The 16100-nt window shown below is 67.5% G+C and carries 17 protein-coding genes; 10 read left to right on the top strand and 7 right to left on the bottom strand.

Translation table 11 applies throughout. The features are described 5' to 3' along the window. The first annotated feature begins 35 nt into the window (after window positions 1-35). The 3 genes from RCJ92_RS10770 (at window position 36) to RCJ92_RS10760 (ending at window position 2196) form a co-directional block, all read left to right on the top strand. Window positions 36-521, top strand: a complete 486-nt coding sequence (locus tag RCJ92_RS10770; protein ID WP_446754551.1) for a carboxymuconolactone decarboxylase family protein — start codon at window positions 36-38, stop codon at window positions 519-521. Continuing rightward, entirely contained in the window at window positions 518-1708 is a 1191-nt protein-coding gene (locus tag RCJ92_RS10765) for a pyridoxal phosphate-dependent aminotransferase (RefSeq protein ID WP_360027204.1), read from the top strand. The genes RCJ92_RS10770 and RCJ92_RS10765 overlap by 4 nt, the downstream gene beginning before the upstream one ends. Before the next feature lie 131 nt (window positions 1709-1839). Further along, window positions 1840-2196, top strand: a complete 357-nt coding sequence (locus RCJ92_RS10760) for a DUF2695 domain-containing protein (RefSeq protein ID WP_138926880.1) — start codon at window positions 1840-1842, stop codon at window positions 2194-2196. A 66-nt stretch (window positions 2197-2262) separates the two neighbouring features. On the opposite strand, the gene RCJ92_RS10755 is transcribed toward RCJ92_RS10760, so the two are convergent. Continuing rightward, window positions 2263-3018, bottom strand: coding sequence for a DedA family protein (locus tag RCJ92_RS10755; RefSeq protein ID WP_175419432.1), 756 nt, complete (start codon window positions 3016-3018; stop codon window positions 2263-2265). A 162-nt stretch (window positions 3019-3180) separates the two neighbouring features. Between RCJ92_RS10755 and RCJ92_RS10750 the strand changes: the two genes are divergently transcribed. The 4 genes from RCJ92_RS10750 to RCJ92_RS10735 are packed head-to-tail and all read left to right on the top strand — an operon-like array spanning window position 3181 to window position 6573. After that, complete coding sequence (locus tag RCJ92_RS10750) at window positions 3181-4098, top strand: ABC transporter ATP-binding protein (protein ID WP_446754550.1); 918 nt, start codon at window positions 3181-3183, stop codon at window positions 4096-4098. Next, window positions 4095-4850, top strand: coding sequence for an ABC transporter permease (locus RCJ92_RS10745; protein ID WP_138926878.1), 756 nt, complete (start codon window positions 4095-4097; stop codon window positions 4848-4850). The genes RCJ92_RS10750 and RCJ92_RS10745 overlap by 4 nt, the downstream gene beginning before the upstream one ends. Beyond that, the gene (locus RCJ92_RS10740; RefSeq protein WP_446754549.1) at window positions 4847-5971 is read left to right on the top strand and encodes a sensor histidine kinase; all 1125 of its coding nucleotides are present in this window, start codon (window positions 4847-4849) and stop codon (window positions 5969-5971) included. The genes RCJ92_RS10745 and RCJ92_RS10740 overlap by 4 nt, the downstream gene beginning before the upstream one ends. After that, on the top strand, window positions 5968-6573 hold the full coding sequence (locus RCJ92_RS10735) for a response regulator transcription factor (RefSeq protein ID WP_446754548.1): 606 nt from the start codon (window positions 5968-5970) through the stop codon (window positions 6571-6573). The genes RCJ92_RS10740 and RCJ92_RS10735 overlap by 4 nt, the downstream gene beginning before the upstream one ends. Window positions 6574-6592: 19 nt before the next feature. On the opposite strand, the gene RCJ92_RS10730 is transcribed toward RCJ92_RS10735, so the two are convergent. Further along, window positions 6593-7093 (bottom strand): DUF456 domain-containing protein, encoded by a 501-nt coding sequence (locus tag RCJ92_RS10730; RefSeq protein ID WP_446754547.1) that lies wholly within the window; start codon window positions 7091-7093, stop codon window positions 6593-6595. 171 nt (window positions 7094-7264) lie between these two features. Next, window positions 7265-8623: a CynX/NimT family MFS transporter gene (locus RCJ92_RS10725; protein ID WP_446754546.1), complete on the bottom strand. Its 1359-nt coding sequence runs from the start codon at window positions 8621-8623 to the stop codon at window positions 7265-7267. A gap of 148 nt (window positions 8624-8771) precedes the next feature. Between RCJ92_RS10725 and RCJ92_RS10720 the strand changes: the two genes are divergently transcribed. Next, the gene (locus RCJ92_RS10720) at window positions 8772-9554 is read left to right on the top strand and encodes an AraC family transcriptional regulator (protein ID WP_446754545.1); all 783 of its coding nucleotides are present in this window, start codon (window positions 8772-8774) and stop codon (window positions 9552-9554) included. 92 nt (window positions 9555-9646) lie between these two features. Further along, window positions 9647-10462 carry an enoyl-CoA hydratase/isomerase family protein gene (locus RCJ92_RS10715; RefSeq protein WP_446754544.1) on the top strand — a complete coding sequence of 272 codons (816 nt, stop codon included), beginning with the start codon at window positions 9647-9649 and terminating at the stop codon, window positions 10460-10462. 76 nt (window positions 10463-10538) lie between these two features. Here RCJ92_RS10715 and RCJ92_RS10710 read toward each other — a convergent pair whose 3' ends face one another. Further along, complete coding sequence (locus tag RCJ92_RS10710) at window positions 10539-12140, bottom strand: long-chain-fatty-acid--CoA ligase (protein ID WP_446754543.1); 1602 nt, start codon at window positions 12138-12140, stop codon at window positions 10539-10541. Between the two features lie 277 nt (window positions 12141-12417). Between RCJ92_RS10710 and RCJ92_RS10705 the strand changes: the two genes are divergently transcribed. Then, window positions 12418-12696: a hypothetical protein gene (locus tag RCJ92_RS10705; RefSeq protein ID WP_138175643.1), complete on the top strand. Its 279-nt coding sequence runs from the start codon at window positions 12418-12420 to the stop codon at window positions 12694-12696. Window positions 12697-12774: 78 nt separating this feature from the next. Here the strand turns inward: RCJ92_RS10705 and RCJ92_RS10700 are convergent, their stop codons facing one another. From RCJ92_RS10700 to RCJ92_RS10690, 3 genes are all read right to left on the bottom strand, one after another. Then, on the bottom strand, window positions 12775-13614 hold the full coding sequence (locus RCJ92_RS10700; protein ID WP_138926872.1) for a glycosyltransferase: 840 nt from the start codon (window positions 13612-13614) through the stop codon (window positions 12775-12777). A 1-nt stretch (window position 13615) separates the two neighbouring features. Continuing rightward, window positions 13616-15163: a D-glycero-beta-D-manno-heptose 1-phosphate adenylyltransferase gene (gene rfaE2 / locus RCJ92_RS10695; RefSeq protein WP_446754542.1), complete on the bottom strand. Its 1548-nt coding sequence runs from the start codon at window positions 15161-15163 to the stop codon at window positions 13616-13618. Then, window positions 15160-16100 (bottom strand): aldehyde dehydrogenase family protein (locus RCJ92_RS10690; RefSeq protein WP_446754541.1); only part of this gene is annotated, 941 nt, incomplete at its 5' end. The genes rfaE2 and RCJ92_RS10690, both read right to left, overlap by 4 nt.

Below are 16100 nucleotides of genomic sequence, written 5' to 3'. Positions count from 1 at the left end.
GCTCGGGGAGCGGGGGCGCATACTAGACTCGGCTTATGGCTGTTTCTGATCCGCTGTTCCTGGACAAGTCCAATCCCGGGCTGTGGCGCTCCATCGTCGCCTTCTCCGAGCAGCTGGGGGAGTCGTACCGCAAGGCCGGCATTGACGCCCGCTTGGCAGAACTGGTGAACCTGCGGGTTTCACAGATCAACGGGTGTTCCTACTGCCTGGACCTGCACACCCGCCGCGCCCTGGAGGCCGGGGAGAGCATGCAGCGCATCGCCCTGCTGGGGGTGTGGGAGGACGCGGATCTTTTTGACGAGCGCGAACGCGCCGCCCTGGTCATCGCCGAAGCCGCGACGGAGCTGCCGTGCCATGACGAGCGGGTCGCCGCACTGGCCAGCGCCCGAATGGTGCTCAGCGACGAGGAGTTCTCCGTCATCCAGTGGCTGGCCATCTCCATGAATGCGTTCAACCGCATCTCCATCCTCTCCCGCCACCCGGTGCGCCCGCGCGAATTCAAGGTGCAGGCCAAGAAATGAAGGTTTCCCGCCGCGCCCAGGTTCCGGGCTTTGAAGTCATGAAGATTGTCGAGCAGGTGGCGGTGTTGCGCGCCCACGGCCAGGACGTGATCTCCTTGTGCGTTGGCGAACCCGGCGGCGGCGCCCCCGGGGCCGTGAACGACCGGGCCGCCGCATTGCACGGCGAACACCAGGAATTTGGCTATACCCCCGCCCGCGGCCTGACCTCCACCCGCCAAGCGGTGGCCGGGCACTACCACCGCCAGTACGCGGTGCCGGTGCCGGTGGAGAACGTGGTGATGACCACCGGCTCCTCCGGAGCCTTCCAGCTGGCGTTCCTAGCCGCCTTTGACCAGGGAGACGTGGTCGCGCTGGCGCGGCCCGGATATCCGGCCTACGCCAACATCCTGCAGGCGTTGGGGCTAACAGTCGTGGATCTGCCCACCGGGCCGGCCGAACGTTTCCAACCCAGTGTCGAACTGTTGGAAAAGGCCCGGGCCGAACACGGACGACTGGACGGGCTGATCATCGCCTCACCGAACAACCCGACCGGCACCATGTTCTCCGAAGCCGAATTGGACCAGCTTGCCAGCTGGTGCCACGAGCAGGGGGTGCGGCTGGTCAGCGACGAGATCTACCACGGCATCGAGTTTGACCCCGGGCGTCGTTCGCAGACCGCCTGGAAGCATTCGGACAGCGCCATCGTTGTTTCTTCCTTCTCCAAATACTGGGGCATGACCGGCTGGCGGCTGGGCTGGATGCTGGTGCCCGACGACCTGGTCGAGGCCGTGGATGCGCTGGCCTCAAACCTAGCGCTGTGCGCCCCGGCCCCGGCACAGCAGGCGGTGCTCGCGGCATTCGAGGAATCCAGCTACCGGGAGGCCGAGGAACGGGTGGCGGAGTTCGCCCGGACCCGCGCCCTGGTCCTGGAGGGGCTGCACAAGCTCGGCATTAGCCAGGCGGCCCCTGCCGACGGAGCGTTCTACCTTTACGGGAAGCTCGCCCAGGAGGTGTTGGCCGAATTTGAAACGGCCTCGGACTACTGCACCGCCCTCTTGCAGGAGGCGGGAGTGGCCCTGACCCCGGGCGGCGATTTTGATCCCTTTGCAGGGCACCAGTACATCAGGCTGTCCTTTGCCGCCGGGTACGAGCGCGTGGCCGAAGCGCTGGACCGCGTCGAAGCATTCCTTGCAAGGCATGTAGGTTAGTCAACTAGGATTTGTGGGCAAGAGACCCATTGCGGGTGGTTGTCCACAAACCGGCGGCGACTGGCCGCGGCGCGGGCGTGAAGCGGTGAAGCTGGCAGGGACCTCATCCCTCCAGCAGTAAAGGAGCCGACATGTCGGATCTGCCCGAACCCGTGGATCACGAATGTCTGATCTGCTTTTTGTACCGAATGGCCCGGGACTTTGACTGCGATTGCACGCTGCGGTTCCTCATCCACTACCGGAACACCGCGGCACCACGCGCCACTGCCCTGGAACGCAAGATCAATCTGCTTGGTGCATACTGTGACTGCGAGGTGTTGATGAACGCGGTACGCCCGGCCGGTGCGGCCACGGCCCGGCTGTTGGATGATGCCGCCGACATTGTCTGCCACGGAGTACGCCGCGGCTGCATCCAACCCTGTGACCAGTGGTTGATGCGCCGCGGCGTGCAATGGGGCGGCGGACAGTTCCGCCGCCGTTCTGCCTAGCCCTCCCTGCGCCGGGAGACCCGAAGGCGGTTCCCCGGACGCAGGATGCCCGGCAGCCGTGGTGATCTAGTTGTTGGTGGAGTTCGAGCGGGATTCCTGAGCTGGAGCATCCTGGCTCTCGGCCTTGGCGTTCTTCCGCGCGGTCATCGATGCCTTGACCAACTCGAAAACGATCGGGATGATCGAGATGAAAACGATCAGGATGAAGATCAGGTCGATGTTCTGCTCGATCCACTCGATCTGTCCCAGCCAGTAGCCCAGCATGGTCACCCCGACGCCCCAGAGCAGGGCACCGAGAAGGTTGAACCACACAAAGGTGCTGTGCTTCATCTTCGCCACACCGGCGATGACCGGGACGAACGTGCGCACCACCGGCACGAAACGGGCCAGGACCACAGCACGGCCGCCAAAGCGCTCAAAGAAGTCGTGGGCACGCCGGACATTGGACTGCGAGAAGAAGCGGGAGTCCTCGCGTTTGAAGATCGCGGGCCCCGTCTTCTTGCCGATCATGTAACCGGTCTGGTCACCGGCGAAGGCACAGACGAAAATCGCCAGGCAGAACAGCCACAGCGGGATGTGAATGGTTCCGGTGGCAATGAGCATTCCCACCGTGAACAGCATGGAGTCCCCGGGCAGGAAGAAGCCGACCAAAAGGCCGGTTTCGGCGAATACGATGCCGCACACCAGCAGCAGCACCCAGGGGCCGAGGGCAGGGTCGTTCAGGAATACGGCAGGGTTCAGCCAGTCAGGCAGAAACGCGGCACCCAGCGGCAGTACGCCGCCCTGGGATGCAAAAGAAGCTAGGGAAGAAAGATCAGGCACGGTAAGAAGATTACGGGATTATTCTGAGAGTTTCCCAGCCAATTGAGCGAAATCACCGCCCCCGCCGGCGCTAGACGCGATGCCGCCCCATGACATTCGTCATGCCCAGCTCATGACTTTTGGCTCTTCGCGTTGCCGCCCGCCCAAACCAGACTGGGAAACATGCAAACACTGACGAAAGCCGACGCCGTCACCCTGCAGGGGCTGGGCAAGACCTTCAGCGCCGGCGGCACCCGCGTCGAGGCGGTCAGGGACCTGGATTTGGTGATCCCCACCGGGCAGATCGTCGCGCTGCTGGGCCCCAACGGCGCGGGCAAGACCACCACGGTGGACATGATCCTCGGGCTCACCCCGCCAACCAGCGGCAGCGCCCGCGTGCTGGGTCTGGACCCGCACCGCGCGGTCAAGAGCGGACGGGTCTCGGCGGTCATGCAGACCGGAGGGCTGCTGCGGGACATGACGGTACGCGAAACGATCACGGTCATCGCCTCCATGCACCGGATGCCCGAACGGGTTGAAGCGGTCATGCAGCGCACTGGCCTGGACGCCATCGGCAAGCGGCGGGTCGGCAAATGCTCCGGCGGTGAACAGCAGCGCATCAAGTTCGCCCTGGCCCTGCTGCCCGACCCGGATGTGCTGATCCTGGACGAGCCGACCGCCGGCATGGATGTGCGGGCCCGGCGTGACTTCTGGCAAACCATGCGGGCCGAGGCCACCGAGGGGCGCACCATCATCTTTGCCACCCACTATCTGGAAGAGGCGCAAAACTTTGCCGAACGCACGGTGCTGATGGCCCACGGCCAGGTGGTTGCCGACGGCGCCACCGAACAGCTGCGCCAGATGATCTCCGGGCGCAAGGTCGTGGCGACCCTGCCCACCGCCGCATCGATTGACCACGCACTAAACGGTGCAGGCCAGGTGCGGCTGGAGGAGCGCAACGGCCTTCGCGCCACCTTCCGCTGCCAGGACTCGGACGCCTTTGCCCGCCTTCTGCTGACCGAGTGCGGGGCCTATGACCTGGAGATCAACGCGCCCAGCCTGGAGGAAGCCTTCATTCACCTCACGCAGGACGCATCATGAACGCCACCTACATCCGGGTCGAGTTCGCCCGGCACCTGCGCGACGGCTACAACCTGGTCTTCTCCCTGCTGATGCCCAGCGCCATGTATGTGCTCTTTGGAAACATCCCCTCCTACACGGATCAGGAACTGGGCTTCGGCAACGTGAAGTTCTACGTCATGGTGTCCATGGCCGCCTACGGTGCGGCCGTCTCCACGGTGGCGATTGCCGGCACCGTGGCCACCGAAACCATGCAGGGCTGGGGCCGCCAGGTGGCGCTGACCCGCATGCCGCCGGCGACATTTGTCTCCTCGAAGATGCTCGTGGCCACCACGGTGGCCGCGATCTCCTCGGCCCTGGTCTTTGCCCTGGGTGCGGCGACCGGGGCGCAGGTGAGCGAGAACTGGATCTGGGCGGCCAGCTACCTGATCACCATCGGCGGTTCGCTGATCTTTGCCTGCTACGGAATCGGGGTGGGCATGGTCTTCAAATCCGAGTCCGCACTGGGCCTGGCCGGTGGGCTGATGGTCTTCTTCGCCTTCTTCGGCAACGTGTTCATGCCGCTGGAGGGCATGATGCTGGACATTGCCCGGTTCACCCCGATGTACGGCTACGTGGCGCTGATCCGCTACCTGCAGTTGCGCGAGGTGGCCCCGGAAACCGGGTTCGCCCCCGACCCATTGTGGATGCCAGTGACTAATCTGGTGCTATGGGCAGTGATCTTCGCGGTGTTCGCGGTCGTTGCGACCCGCAAGGCGCGGGCGCGGCAGTGACGGGATTAGAGGCCTCGCAACGCGAGGCCGATGAGTTCTGGGCCCGTTTTGGCTGGTGGATCTCCGGGGTTTGGATCCTGTTTCTGATCTTCCCGGTCCTGCAGCTGATCCAGGGGGAGTACCCCGCCGCCATCCGGGTCATCGGGTTGGGTCTGACAGCGGTGTTCGCCGCCGTGTACCTGCGCGGCTATGCCCGGTTTTCCTGGGCGGTGGGTTTTGGCGGTGCTCGCCAGGCGGAGGCGTTGTGGTACTTCGGCGCGCTGGTGGGCATTGTGCTGCTGGGCATCCCGGTGCTGCGCAGCGGCAGCCTGGGCCTGCTTCCGTTCATCACCTCCTATGCCGCTTTCCTGCTGCCGCGCAGGGTCCTGTACCCCACCTACGCGGTGGCCACGGTGCTCTGCTTTGCGTTGCCGGTCATTTTTGGCGATTTCCTGGACATGCTGTTTTTGATCGGCCTGAACCTGGTGCTGATGGTCATCTACTACGTCACCTCCAGCGCGATCGAGCATTCGGTGGCGGCCGAACAGTTGCGGGCGGACTACCTGGTGCTCAGCGAACAGGAACGAATGGCCCGCGACGTGCATGACGGGGTGGGGCATTCACTGACTGCCCTGAACCTCAAGGCCCAGCTGGCGTTGCAGCTGATGGACGCCGGACAGTACGAGCGGGCCCGCGGCGAGGTGGAGCAGCTGTCCAGCCTGGCGGTCTCCGCCCTGGATTCGGTGCGCACCACGGTGCACGGGATCAACCGGGAGGACCTGGGTGCGGAGCTGGAGGAGCTGCGTCGGGCGTGCGCCGATAACGGGATTACCTTCAACCTGGTGGGCAACGCCGAACACATTCCCTCCGCGCTGCGCTCCCATGTGGCCTGGGTGGTGCGCGAGGCCATGACCAATGTGCTGCGCCATGCCCACGCCTCCGCGGTGTGGGTGCGCCTGGAGCAGCACAGCGTCAGCGTTGATGATGACGGGGACGGGCTGGGCGCCGCCGCCGAAGGTCACGGCATCCGCGGCATGCGCGAACGGGCCCGGCTGTTTGGGGCCAGCTGTACGGTGGGGGAGTCGGCGCTGGGCGGCACCAGCGTGCACATTGATTTTGGGCGGACGGGGAGCAATACATGATCAGGGTGTTGATCGCCGATGACCAGCACCTGGTGCGCGGGGCGCTGGCCGCGCTGCTGAACCTGGAGGCGGACATTGAGGTGGTCGCCGAATGCTCCGACGGGGACGAGGTGCCCGCGGCCCTGGCTGAACACCCGGTGGACGTGGCCCTGCTGGATATTCAGATGCCCCGGCAGGACGGGTTGAGCACCGCGGTGCAGGTGCGGGCGGAGCATCCGGGGGTGAAGATCCTGATTGTCACCACCTTTGACCGTCCGGGATATTTCCGCCAGGCCTTCGACGCCGGGGCCCACGGCTTCCTGGTCAAGGACGCCTCCCCGGCCGAGCTGGCCGCCGCGGTCCGCCAGGTGTACGCCGGGGGCCGGGTGGTTGATCCTAAGCTGGCGATGATCAGTGTCCAGTCGGCGGTGAACCCATTGACGGAGCGGGAACGTGAAGTGCTGGCCCTGGCGTCCAGTGGCCAGCCGGTGTCCGCAATCGCCACGCAGATCCACCTCTCCGTGGGCACCGTGCGCAACCACCTATCCAGTGCGATTGGCAAGACCAGTGCGGCGAACCGGATCGAGGCGGCGCGGGTGGCGCAGGACAACGGCTGGATCTAGGGCGGTTTTCCGTTGCGCATCAGCGGGTGGCGAAGTGGGTGATCATGCCGATGACCCAAATGGAGCTGGCCAACAGCACGCACCCAAATTCAATCAGGATGCCCCAGCCCATCGCCTTCAGCGCCGCCCAGGACGAATCAAAGGCGGTGCCCAGATCCCGGTGGCGGCGGGCTTCGCCGGCGAACAGGCCCACCGCGAAGCCGACGAACAGTCCGAGCACCGGGATGACGAAGGCACCGATCACCGCGCCCAGCAGGGCCCAGAAGATGGAGCCGCGCGGCACCCGGTGTTGCTTGAGCTTGCGCCCGGTGAGCACCGCGGAGGCGGACCACCCCAGGGCGGCGATCAGCATGCCCAGGCCGGCCGCCCACCAGGAGGCTGCGCTGCCCAGCAGCCAACCCCACCCCAGCAGGGTCAGGATCGCCAGCAGGGAGCCGGGCAGCACCGGGAAGATGGTGCCCAGGGCGGAAACCACCAGCAGCACGCCGGCAAGGATGGTGTAAATGATCTGTGCGTCCACGGTTACAGTGTGACATGCCATCCCCGGTGGAACCCCCATTGGCCTTGCCGCCGATCACCCCGGGCAGGGCAAGCCAGGGCTGGGGTACTCGGGCTGGGAACGGGCCACGCAACACCGCGGTTGCCCCGGCCCAGCGGTGGCCGGTGCGCTGGTTGCCCGCGGGTTAGGGACCTAGGCTTCCACGCGCTCGGTGACCGCCGGAGTTGGCGATTCCGGATCCTGCCATCCGCGGGCCTGCACGAGCCGGGGACGGCTGGCTGCGATGCCGGCCACCAGCTGGGCCACCAGCAGCACGCCCAGGACGCCGATCGGCACGACCCATTCACCGGTGAGCCCGTGCAGCGCGCCGATGCCGATGGGCCCCAGGCCCGCCAGCAGGTAGCCAAAGCCCTGCGCCATGGTCGAGAGGTGGCCGGTGAAATGGGTGTTGGGTGAGCGCCAGACAATGTAGGACAGCGACAGGCTGATCGAGGCGCCCTGCCCCAACCCGAGCAGCGTCATCCACACCAGCGCGCCGGTGGCGGGGAGGAACGCCAGACCGAGGTAAGCGGCGCCGGTCAGGGCCACGGCCAGCACCACCGGCAGCCAGGTGGCCCGCACCCGCACGGCCAGGGCCGGCGTGAACAGTGAGGCCACGATGCCGGGGAAGGCGGAGTAGGCAAGCATCCACCCGGCGGTGCTGGCATCCATGCCGGCATCCTGCAGCATGGTGGGAACCCAGGTCAGTGCGACGTAGTAGCTGACGCTTTGCAGGCCCATGAGAACCGTGACGGCGATCGCCACCGGATCGGTGAGCATTGCCCGGAACGGCGGTTCACCGCGTTCGGTGGGGGCATCGGCCACGGACGGGCTGGCCTTGAGCCGTCCCGGAAAGCGGCCCAGCTGCGGGATCCAGACCAGCAGCGCCAGCAGCGCGGGCACCGCCCAGAGCGCCAGGGCCGCCTGCCACTTCCCGTCCAGCGCGGTGACCAGGGGTGCGGTGAGACCCGATGCCAGGGCGGCGCCGACAAACAGCGCGGTGGAGTACAGTCCCATCATCAACCCCGCACGGTGCGCAAAGTCCTGTTTGATGGCTGCGGGCATCACCACATTGCCCACCGCGATCGCGGCGCCCACCAGCACGGTGCCGGCGAACAGGGCCAGCAGGCTGGGGTGCAGGCGAAGCAGGATTCCCGCCGCGAGCGTCAGCATGGTCACGCCCAGCAGCCGGTGCATCCCGATCCGACGGGTCAGCCCGGGGGTGAGGAACGCGAAGACCCCAAAGGCGAAGACCGGGATGGTGGTGAGCAGGCTTGCCGCGGTGGCCGACAGGCCCAGCGCCTCGCGGATCTCTGCCAGAACCGGGCCGATCGCCGCCACGCCAATGCGCAGGTTCAGGCCGATCAGGATCAGCCCCGCACCGAGCAGCAGCAGCGCCCATCGGCCATGGGCGCGTTCGGCGGGCTGGCCCACCTCCGGGGCGGAGGGAGGTTCACCGCCGGGAACGGGATAGGTTTCCAGGGCAGCGGCGTCTTCGGGGCGCGGGGTCATCGGATCCTTGCTTCAATATCGTTCGGGGGGATAAAAGTGCGTTGGGCCAGATCCCTGGCCGTGGTCGCCGGCCTTAGGCGCGGTGGTGCACTGTGCTTCCATGTTTTCGCCCGCCACCCCTGACGCTCAACCGGTAGAGTGACTCTTGATGCTGAAAACTCGCCACGACCTGCTTTCACCCGAGCAGACGCTACTGCTCGGGCACGATCACTTCACGCCCGCCCACCTTCACGATGAAGGCCACCTGGTGTATCCGGCCAGCGGGGTGCTATCCATGCTCACCGATGCCGGATCCTGGATCGCCCCCTGGAACCGTGCGGTGTGGATCCCCGGAGGGTTCATGCATCAGCACCGCGCCCACGGCCACACCGACATGCGGATCGTTTTCATGGGAGAGCGTTTCGCCGCGCTGCTGCCCGAACGCCCGGCCGTGCTGGCCGTCTCGCCACTGGCCCGTGAGGCCACCCTTGCCCTGACCGGGCAGCGGCGGCGGGCAGCGGCGGTGCGTGACCGGTTGCGCATGGTGATCATTGATGAACTCACCGTAACGCCGGAACAGCCCCTGCACCTGCCCGAACCGCACAACGACCGGCTGCGCGCCGTCACCCGCCTGGTGGGACGCGACCTGGCCGACCCGGCCAGCCTGAGGGAACTGGGGCACCGCGTCGGGGCGAGCGAACGCACCCTCAGCCGCCTTTTCCAGGCCGAAACCGGAATGAGTTTCCGACAGTGGCGCACCCAGCTGCGCATCCATCGCGCCCTGCTGCTGCTCACCGACGGGGTGTCCGTGCTCGATACCGCCACGGCCTGCGGGTGGAGCAACCCCAGCACCTTCATTGATGCATTCACCGCTCTGGTGGGGGTGACCCCGGGCAACTATCAGCGGACGCTGCATGCGCCGGCGGGAACCGGGCAGGAACGCTGGGGATGAGCTTGCCGGACACTGACCGCAAGGACGGGGCCAAGGGGCCGGGCGGCCGGACAAACCCGGCCGCGGGCGAACCACGAAACCAAGGCACGGGGATGACGCAAACCTTCCAGGAAATAGCAGTGGACAAAAGCGGGCAGGTCGCGACCATCTGGTTGCGCAATCCGGCCCAGCACAACGCGCTGACGCTGGGCATGTGCCAGGAACTCATCCAGGCCCTGACGTGCCTGGGGGAGGATCCGCACATCAGGTGCATCATTCTGCGCGGAGAGGGCAAGGAATTCAGCGCCGGCATCGCCATCAACGAGATGGACCGGGTGCTCTTCGATGAGGATCGGCAGGGCAACCCGCTGAACCACTTTGACCTGCTCGATATGGCCATCGTGAGCTGCCCGGTGCCCACCGTGGCGGCCGTGGAGGGCAACTGCTTTGGTGGAGCATGGCAGCTGGCCGCGGCCTGCGACATCCAGCTGGCGGCGGAGAACGTCCGCTTCGCCATCACCCCGGCCAAGCTAGGGCTGGTCTACCCGCAGCGCGGCATTGAGCGCCTGCGCGACCGCGTCGGCCAGAGCCGAGCCCGCTACCTGCTGTTCAGCGCCGCGTCCATCAGCGCGGCGAAGGCCGTGGACTGGAATCTCTTCACCGACCTGGTGCCGGCCGACGGCATGGAGCGGGCGCTGGAGGACCTGACCGGGCGGCTGGTGGCCAATTCACCGTTCTCCATCCGGCAGACCAAGCAGGTCATGGGGATGGGTCCTGCAAACGGGCAGGTGACGGAGCACTGGCGGCGGTTGTGGGCGCAGAACGCGGCCAGCACGGACCTGGCCGAGGGGCGCCGGGCGTTCCTTGAACACCGCCGACCCGATTTTTCCACCCACCGACCCGAGGGCGGGGCGGGCCAGGATTCCTGAAGGTCCACACTGCTTCACGCCACGCTCCGGCCGGGACAGTTTGCAGGGTGCGAACCGTCCCGGGCGGCAGGCGGGCTTAAACCGTGGCGTTGTCCTGCCCGGCCAGGGCGCCCCGGCCCGGCGCGTCCTCCTGGCCGTGGCGTGCCACCAGCTCGCGCTTGAGGATCTTGCCGCTGGGACCCAGCGGGAACTCGGAAATGACCTCAATGTGGCGGGGGTACTTGTAGGCGGCGACCCGTTCGCTGATCCACGTGCCGATGCTCCGGGCGTCCAGGGTTGAACCGGCTTCCAGTGTCACTGAAGCGGCCACCTCCTGGCCATGGGTGGGGTGCGGCACGCCGTAGACGGCCGCGTTGGAGATCTCGGGATGGCTGATGAGCACCTCCTCCACCTCTCGCGGATAGACGTTGTAGCCGTTGCGCAGGATCATGTCCTTGGTGCGGTCCATGATGCGCAGGTAGTCATCCTCGTCCTTCGTTCCCAGGTCCCCGGTGCGGAACCACCCGTCCACCATTGCCTCTGCCGTCGCCTCGGGCCGGTTCAGGTAGCCGGAGAACAGGTTGTGGCCGCGGACCACTAGTTCGCCCAGTTCCCCGCGCGGCAGCAGCTTGATCGAATCGCGAACCAGCGGGTCGGCGATCTCCACATCCACACCCCACACCGGGGTGCCGATAGTGCCCGGACGCGGTTCGCGGCCCACATGGTTGAAGGTGGCGGCCGGGGAGGTTTCGGTCAGCCCGTAGGCCTCGTGGATGCGCGCCCCGAAGCGGGCCTCGAACGCCTCGAGCACCGCCACCGGCAGCGACGCGCCGCCGGAGACCCCGTAGCGCAGCTTGGTCGGCTTGTCGGTGCGCTGCCGTCCAGCCTCCAAAAGCGCCACATACATGGTGGGCACCCCGATGAACACGTCGATTTCCTCATCCAGCAGCAGGTCCAGGGCACCCTGCGCGGTGAACTTGGGCAGCAGCATGAGTTCGCTGCCGGCCCGCAGCCCGGTGTTCAGCACCGCGGTCTGCCCGAAGATGTGGAACAGCGGCAGCCCGCCGAAGATCTTGTCTCCGGCGCGCATGTCAATGGTGTTCACCAGCAGGGTGTTGGTCTGCTCCACCAGGGCCAGGTGTGAACCCATGGCCCCCTTGGGCTTGCCCGTGGTGCCGGAGGTGTACAAGATGGTGGCCATGTTCTCCGGGTGCTGCGGAACATAGGTGGTGATCGCTTCCGCGCGCCGGGCCCGGTCCTCCAACCGGTCCGAGCCCAGCTCTTCCGGGGCCATGACGCTGAAGACCTGCACCCCGGCGGCCTGGGCGCCTGCGCTGCCCTCGCCCAGCAGCGGGGCGGCGCAGATCATGAGGGTGGCCTGCGAATCTTCCAGCACGTAGGCAATCTCGTGCCGCTTAAGCAACGCGTGGATCGGTACTACGACGGCCCCCAAGGACAACACCGCATAGTAGACCCGCGCGAAGTCGGTGACGTTGGGGATCAGCACCGCGACGCGGTCCCCTTCGGTGATGCCGTGTTCCCGCAAGGCCCCGGCATATGCCCGGGTCTCATCCCACAGCTGCGCGTAGGTGGTGCTCACCCCGCTCATGGTGATGGCATTGCGCTCGCCGAAGCGGGTGGCTGATTCGGCGAGGATCGCGGCAACGGACATGGTGAGGTTTGATGCTGGGCGAGTCATCGGTACTCCTTGCGGGATGGAAGTGTGAGTCCAGTCACAAACTGTGATTACTCCATAGTAGTGAAACTGGGTATCAATTCAAGGCATGAAGTGTCATGTTGGGTCATCGGGGGCGTCAAACCGCGCCAGCAGGGGTGTTCGGTGAACCTGAAAAGTTCCCGGTGGTCGTGGCCAGCGCGGCGCGCGCCTGCGTAGCGTGGCGCCTATGGGCACCGCGACCTGTCATCGCACACGCCCCGGTGCCCGCGGCAAACACCGATGAGTACTAGGAGGGAACATGGCTTCCGAATCGAAGACCACCGTGGACCACGATGAGATTCGTCAGTGGGTGGAGAAGAACGAGGGCAGCCCTGCCTGCGTGCGTTCCACCGGGGACGCGGATGACCCGGGCATCCTGCGCTTCGACTTCCCCGGGGGCGCCGGGGAGGACGCCTTGCAGCACATTTCCTGGGAGGACTGGTTCGACAAGTTCGACGCCGAACGCCTGGCCCTGCTCTACCAGGAGCACAAGGCCGACGGGGAGGCGAGCACCTTCTTCAAGATCGTCAAGCGCTGACCGGCAGCCAGGTCAGCTGGCAAGGACCCGGCCGACGGCAGCAGTGCCGTCGGCCGGGTCTTTGCCTGTGCCGCGGTTCTAGCCCTTGACGGGCCGCGGGGAATCCAGGACCACATCGGCCGCTTCGGTGGAGCGGTCGGTCACCGTGGTCTCCGATTCCAGGTGCACCGCGGGGGAGGGGATGAGCCCGGCCCCGCCGAAGCGCTCCATGACCCGCAGCTGGGCCACCATGTCCTCACCGGCGTGCGCCGCCGGCAGCTGGCGCCAGAATTCGAACCCGCCGCATTCCTCGAGCTTCGCCCGGTCAAAGAGCACGCAGCCGCCCACCCAGGCGACCTTGTACAGCCGCCACTGCTGCGGCCCGATCCCCAGCTGCTGGGCAATGTGGGACAGGTTCGCGGCGTTGTGCAGCGTCCAGCGCTCAAAGTTCGCATCCCCCGGACGCAGCCTTTCGGGCCGCGGCGGCTGCTCCCACAGCTCGAACGGTTCCTGCTCCTGGGGCCGGCGGTCCTTCAGGTAGGACAGCCCCTGCACGGCGGCCCCGATGAAACCGCAACCGGCCCAGTCCATGGCCTGCTGCAGCTGGCTGATCCCCTGCGGGGTGAGCCAGACGTCATTGTCCAGGAACAGGACCCGTTCCGCGGTGGCCCGGCGCAGCAGGAAGTCGCGCTGCTGGGCCATGCCGCGGCGCGGCAGGTTGCGTTCCAGGCTGACCGTCCGGCCCTGGATGCGCAGCACCCGGACCATCGCCTCCACGGCAGGGTGTTCCCACCCGGGCGTCGCGTCGTTCTGGTCGGCGATGATCACGCCGAACTCACAGTCCTGCTGGCCGGCCAATCCGGCCAGGGTGACCGCCAGTTCCGCTTCCCGCGCGAAGCTGGGAATCAACACCTGCAGACTTGGGGTTGTGCCCGCCATCTCAGCCTCCCGCTTCCGGGGACTGTTCGGCGACCTGGGCCGCCGCGCCGTTGCCGGCCGCCCCCTGCTGGGACATGCGGCGCAGCAGTCCGGTGGTGGAATGATCCGAGACGTAGTCCAGGATCCGCACCTGACCGCCGTACTCGCGCACGCTGGCGCTCTCGGCGAGCATCTGCTCGGTGTAGTCCCCGCCCTTGGCGTAGATCTCCGGCTGCAGCGACTGGATCAACGGCACCGGGGTGTCCGAGTCGAAGACCGTGACATAGTCCACGCAGCTGAGCGCCTCAATCACCGCGGCCCGGTCGGCGACCGGATTCACCGGCCGCCCCTCGCCCTTGAGCCGGCGCACCGACTCATCCGAGTTCAGGGCCACCACCAGCACATCACCCAGCTCCTTGGCCTGCTCCAGGTAGCTGGTGTGCCCCCGGTGCAGCACATCAAAACAGCCGTTGGTCAGCACCACGCTCTGCCCGTCCTCACGGTGCCGGGCAATGGCCTGCGCCAGATCCCCCGTATTGAAGTGCACCCGTGACGCGCCGCCCAGGTGGGCCCGCAGGTCCGCGGTACTGCACACCGAGGTGCCCGGACGGTGCACCACCACGGTGGCGGCGGCCTGCGCCAGCTCCAGCGCGATGTTGCGCGGCAGCCCGGCCGCGCAGCCCAGCGACAGGGCGGCCACGAATGTGTCCCCGGCCCCCGAGGCCTGCTTCTCGGTCACCGGCCGCGCCCACGTGCGGTGTTCGCGGCCGCTGGCGGTGAAGTAGATGGTGCCCTCCTGGTCCAGGGTGACCACCACCGCCCGGGACCCGGTCTGCGCCAGCAGCTCGGTGTGCCGCTCACGCAGCAGCGCCACCCGGTCCTGCGGGCGCTGGCCCTCCCACCCCAGCAGGCCCAGGGCCTCCTGAGCGTTGGGGGTGGCCAGGTCCGGGACCAGCGCGGCCCACGGGCGCGGGTCGTGGGCGTCAATGATCACCAGCTGGTCCGGGTCGCGGTCGGCCAGCTCGGCCACCAGCGCGTCATGCACCTGGCCGCGCAGCATCCCCGAATCGTAGTCGCACACCACCACAACGTCCGCCCCCTTCACGGCCGCGGCCACCCGGTCGGCGACCGCCTGCAGCGCCTCGGCGGGCACGGTGCGGGACTGCTCGTCGAGGCGGAAGAGGATCTGGTCCCCGCCGATGATCCGGTCCTTGGTGGTGGTGGCCGCCTGCTCGTGCTCCACCAGGGCGCTGGTGTCGATGCCCTCCTGCTCCAGCAGGTGGCGCAGCCTGATGCCGGCCCGGTCCCGGCCCACCAGCCCCAGCATCCGCACCGCCCCGCCCAGCCGGGCGGCGTTCATGGCGGTGTTCGCCGCGCCACCCGGCGCGTAGGAGCGTTCACGGACCTCCACCACCGGGGCCGGGGCCTCACGGCAGAAGCGTTCGATGTCCCCGTGCCACCAGCCGTCAAGCATGACATCGCCGACCACGGCCACCACCGGGGCGGCCTCGGCCAGCAGCTGGGGGACCTGTTCGGTCAGGGCGTGCAGTTGGTCTAGTGGCGACTTCATGGGGTCCTCCGTTCCGGGGCGCTCACGTGGACGACCTTGGTGAGCGTGAATTCATCCAACAGCTCCGGCCCGTAGCCGAAGCCGGCGCCGCTGTCCCCGCGGGGTTCGGCCGCTCCGCCCGGAGCCCCGCCGAAGACCGCGTTGACCTTCACGGTGCCCACCGGCAGCCCGGCGACCGCCTGCTGCAGGTGGGCGATGTCGGCGGTGAGCACGCTGGCGGCCAGACCATAGCGTCCGGCGCGGGCCTTGGCCAGTCCCTGTTCGAAGTCGTCCACGACCTCCACCGGGGCGATCGGCCCGAAGGTTTCCTCGTCCATGACGCGCATGCCCGAGGCGCACTGCAGCAGCACCGTGGCCGGGTAGTGGGCGCCGGGTCCCTCGGGCAGCATTCCGCCCTCGGCGGCGACCGCGCCGCTCGCCAGTGCCTGGCGCACCTGTTCGTGCACGCCCTCGCGGTGGGCGGCGTCCACCAGCGGCTGGAAGTCGCCCGAGGCGTTGCGCTGGCGGGCCTGCTCGGTCAGGGCCCGGCAGAATTCGGCGGCGATGTCCCGGTGCACGTAAATGCGTTCCACGCTGGTGCAGATCTGTCCGGCGTTGGCGAAGCAGCCCAGCGCGGCCTGCTCGGCCGCCCACTGCGGATCCACCCCGGCATCCACCAGCAGCGGGTCGTTGCCACCGTTTTCACGGATCAGATGCGCCGAGGTGGCGGCGGCGACCTCGGCCAACCGGGCGCCGGTGGCGCTGGAGCCCACGTGGGCGATCACCTGCGCCTGCCCGGCCTCGCTTAGCACCCGCCCGGTGGCGGCATCCCCGAGCACGGTGCTGAACACCCCGGGGGCGAAGATCGGTTCGAGCAGCTCACCCAGCCGCGCCCCCACCTGCGGGCAGCGTTCGCTGGGCTTGTGCACCACGGTGTTGCCGGTGACCAGTGCGGCCC

The sequence above is a fragment of the Glutamicibacter sp. BSL13 genome, from assembly GCF_052928425.1.
The sequence above is the reverse complement of the archived record's forward strand: the minus strand, read 5'-3'. Positions and strand labels throughout refer to the sequence as shown.

Bases quoted from the DNA above. Each gene is read 5' to 3' on its own strand.
- RCJ92_RS10735 (WP_446754548.1), top strand. From the start codon at position 5,968: ATGATCAGGGTGTTGATCGCCGATGACCAGCACCTGGTGCGCGGGGCG.
- RCJ92_RS10720 (WP_446754545.1), top strand. From the start codon at position 8,772: ATGCTGAAAACTCGCCACGACCTGCTTTCACCCGAGCAGACGCTACTG.
- RCJ92_RS10765 (WP_360027204.1), top strand. From the start codon at position 518: ATGAAGGTTTCCCGCCGCGCCCAGGTTCCGGGCTTTGAAGTCATGAAG.
- RCJ92_RS10760 (WP_138926880.1), top strand. From the start codon at position 1,840: ATGTCGGATCTGCCCGAACCCGTGGATCACGAATGTCTGATCTGCTTT.
- RCJ92_RS10725 (WP_446754546.1), bottom strand. From the start codon at position 8,623: ATGACCCCGCGCCCCGAAGACGCCGCTGCCCTGGAAACCTATCCCGTT.
- RCJ92_RS10705 (WP_138175643.1), top strand. From the start codon at position 12,418: ATGGCTTCCGAATCGAAGACCACCGTGGACCACGATGAGATTCGTCAG.
- rfaE2 (WP_446754542.1), bottom strand. From the start codon at position 15,163: ATGAAGTCGCCACTAGACCAACTGCACGCCCTGACCGAACAGGTCCCC.
- RCJ92_RS10750 (WP_446754550.1), top strand. From the start codon at position 3,181: ATGCAAACACTGACGAAAGCCGACGCCGTCACCCTGCAGGGGCTGGGC.
- RCJ92_RS10710 (WP_446754543.1), bottom strand. From the start codon at position 12,140: ATGACTCGCCCAGCATCAAACCTCACCATGTCCGTTGCCGCGATCCTC.
- RCJ92_RS10770 (WP_446754551.1), top strand. From the start codon at position 36: ATGGCTGTTTCTGATCCGCTGTTCCTGGACAAGTCCAATCCCGGGCTG.
- RCJ92_RS10700 (WP_138926872.1), bottom strand. From the start codon at position 13,614: ATGGCGGGCACAACCCCAAGTCTGCAGGTGTTGATTCCCAGCTTCGCG.
- RCJ92_RS10745 (WP_138926878.1), top strand. From the start codon at position 4,095: ATGAACGCCACCTACATCCGGGTCGAGTTCGCCCGGCACCTGCGCGAC.
- RCJ92_RS10715 (WP_446754544.1), top strand. From the start codon at position 9,647: ATGACGCAAACCTTCCAGGAAATAGCAGTGGACAAAAGCGGGCAGGTC.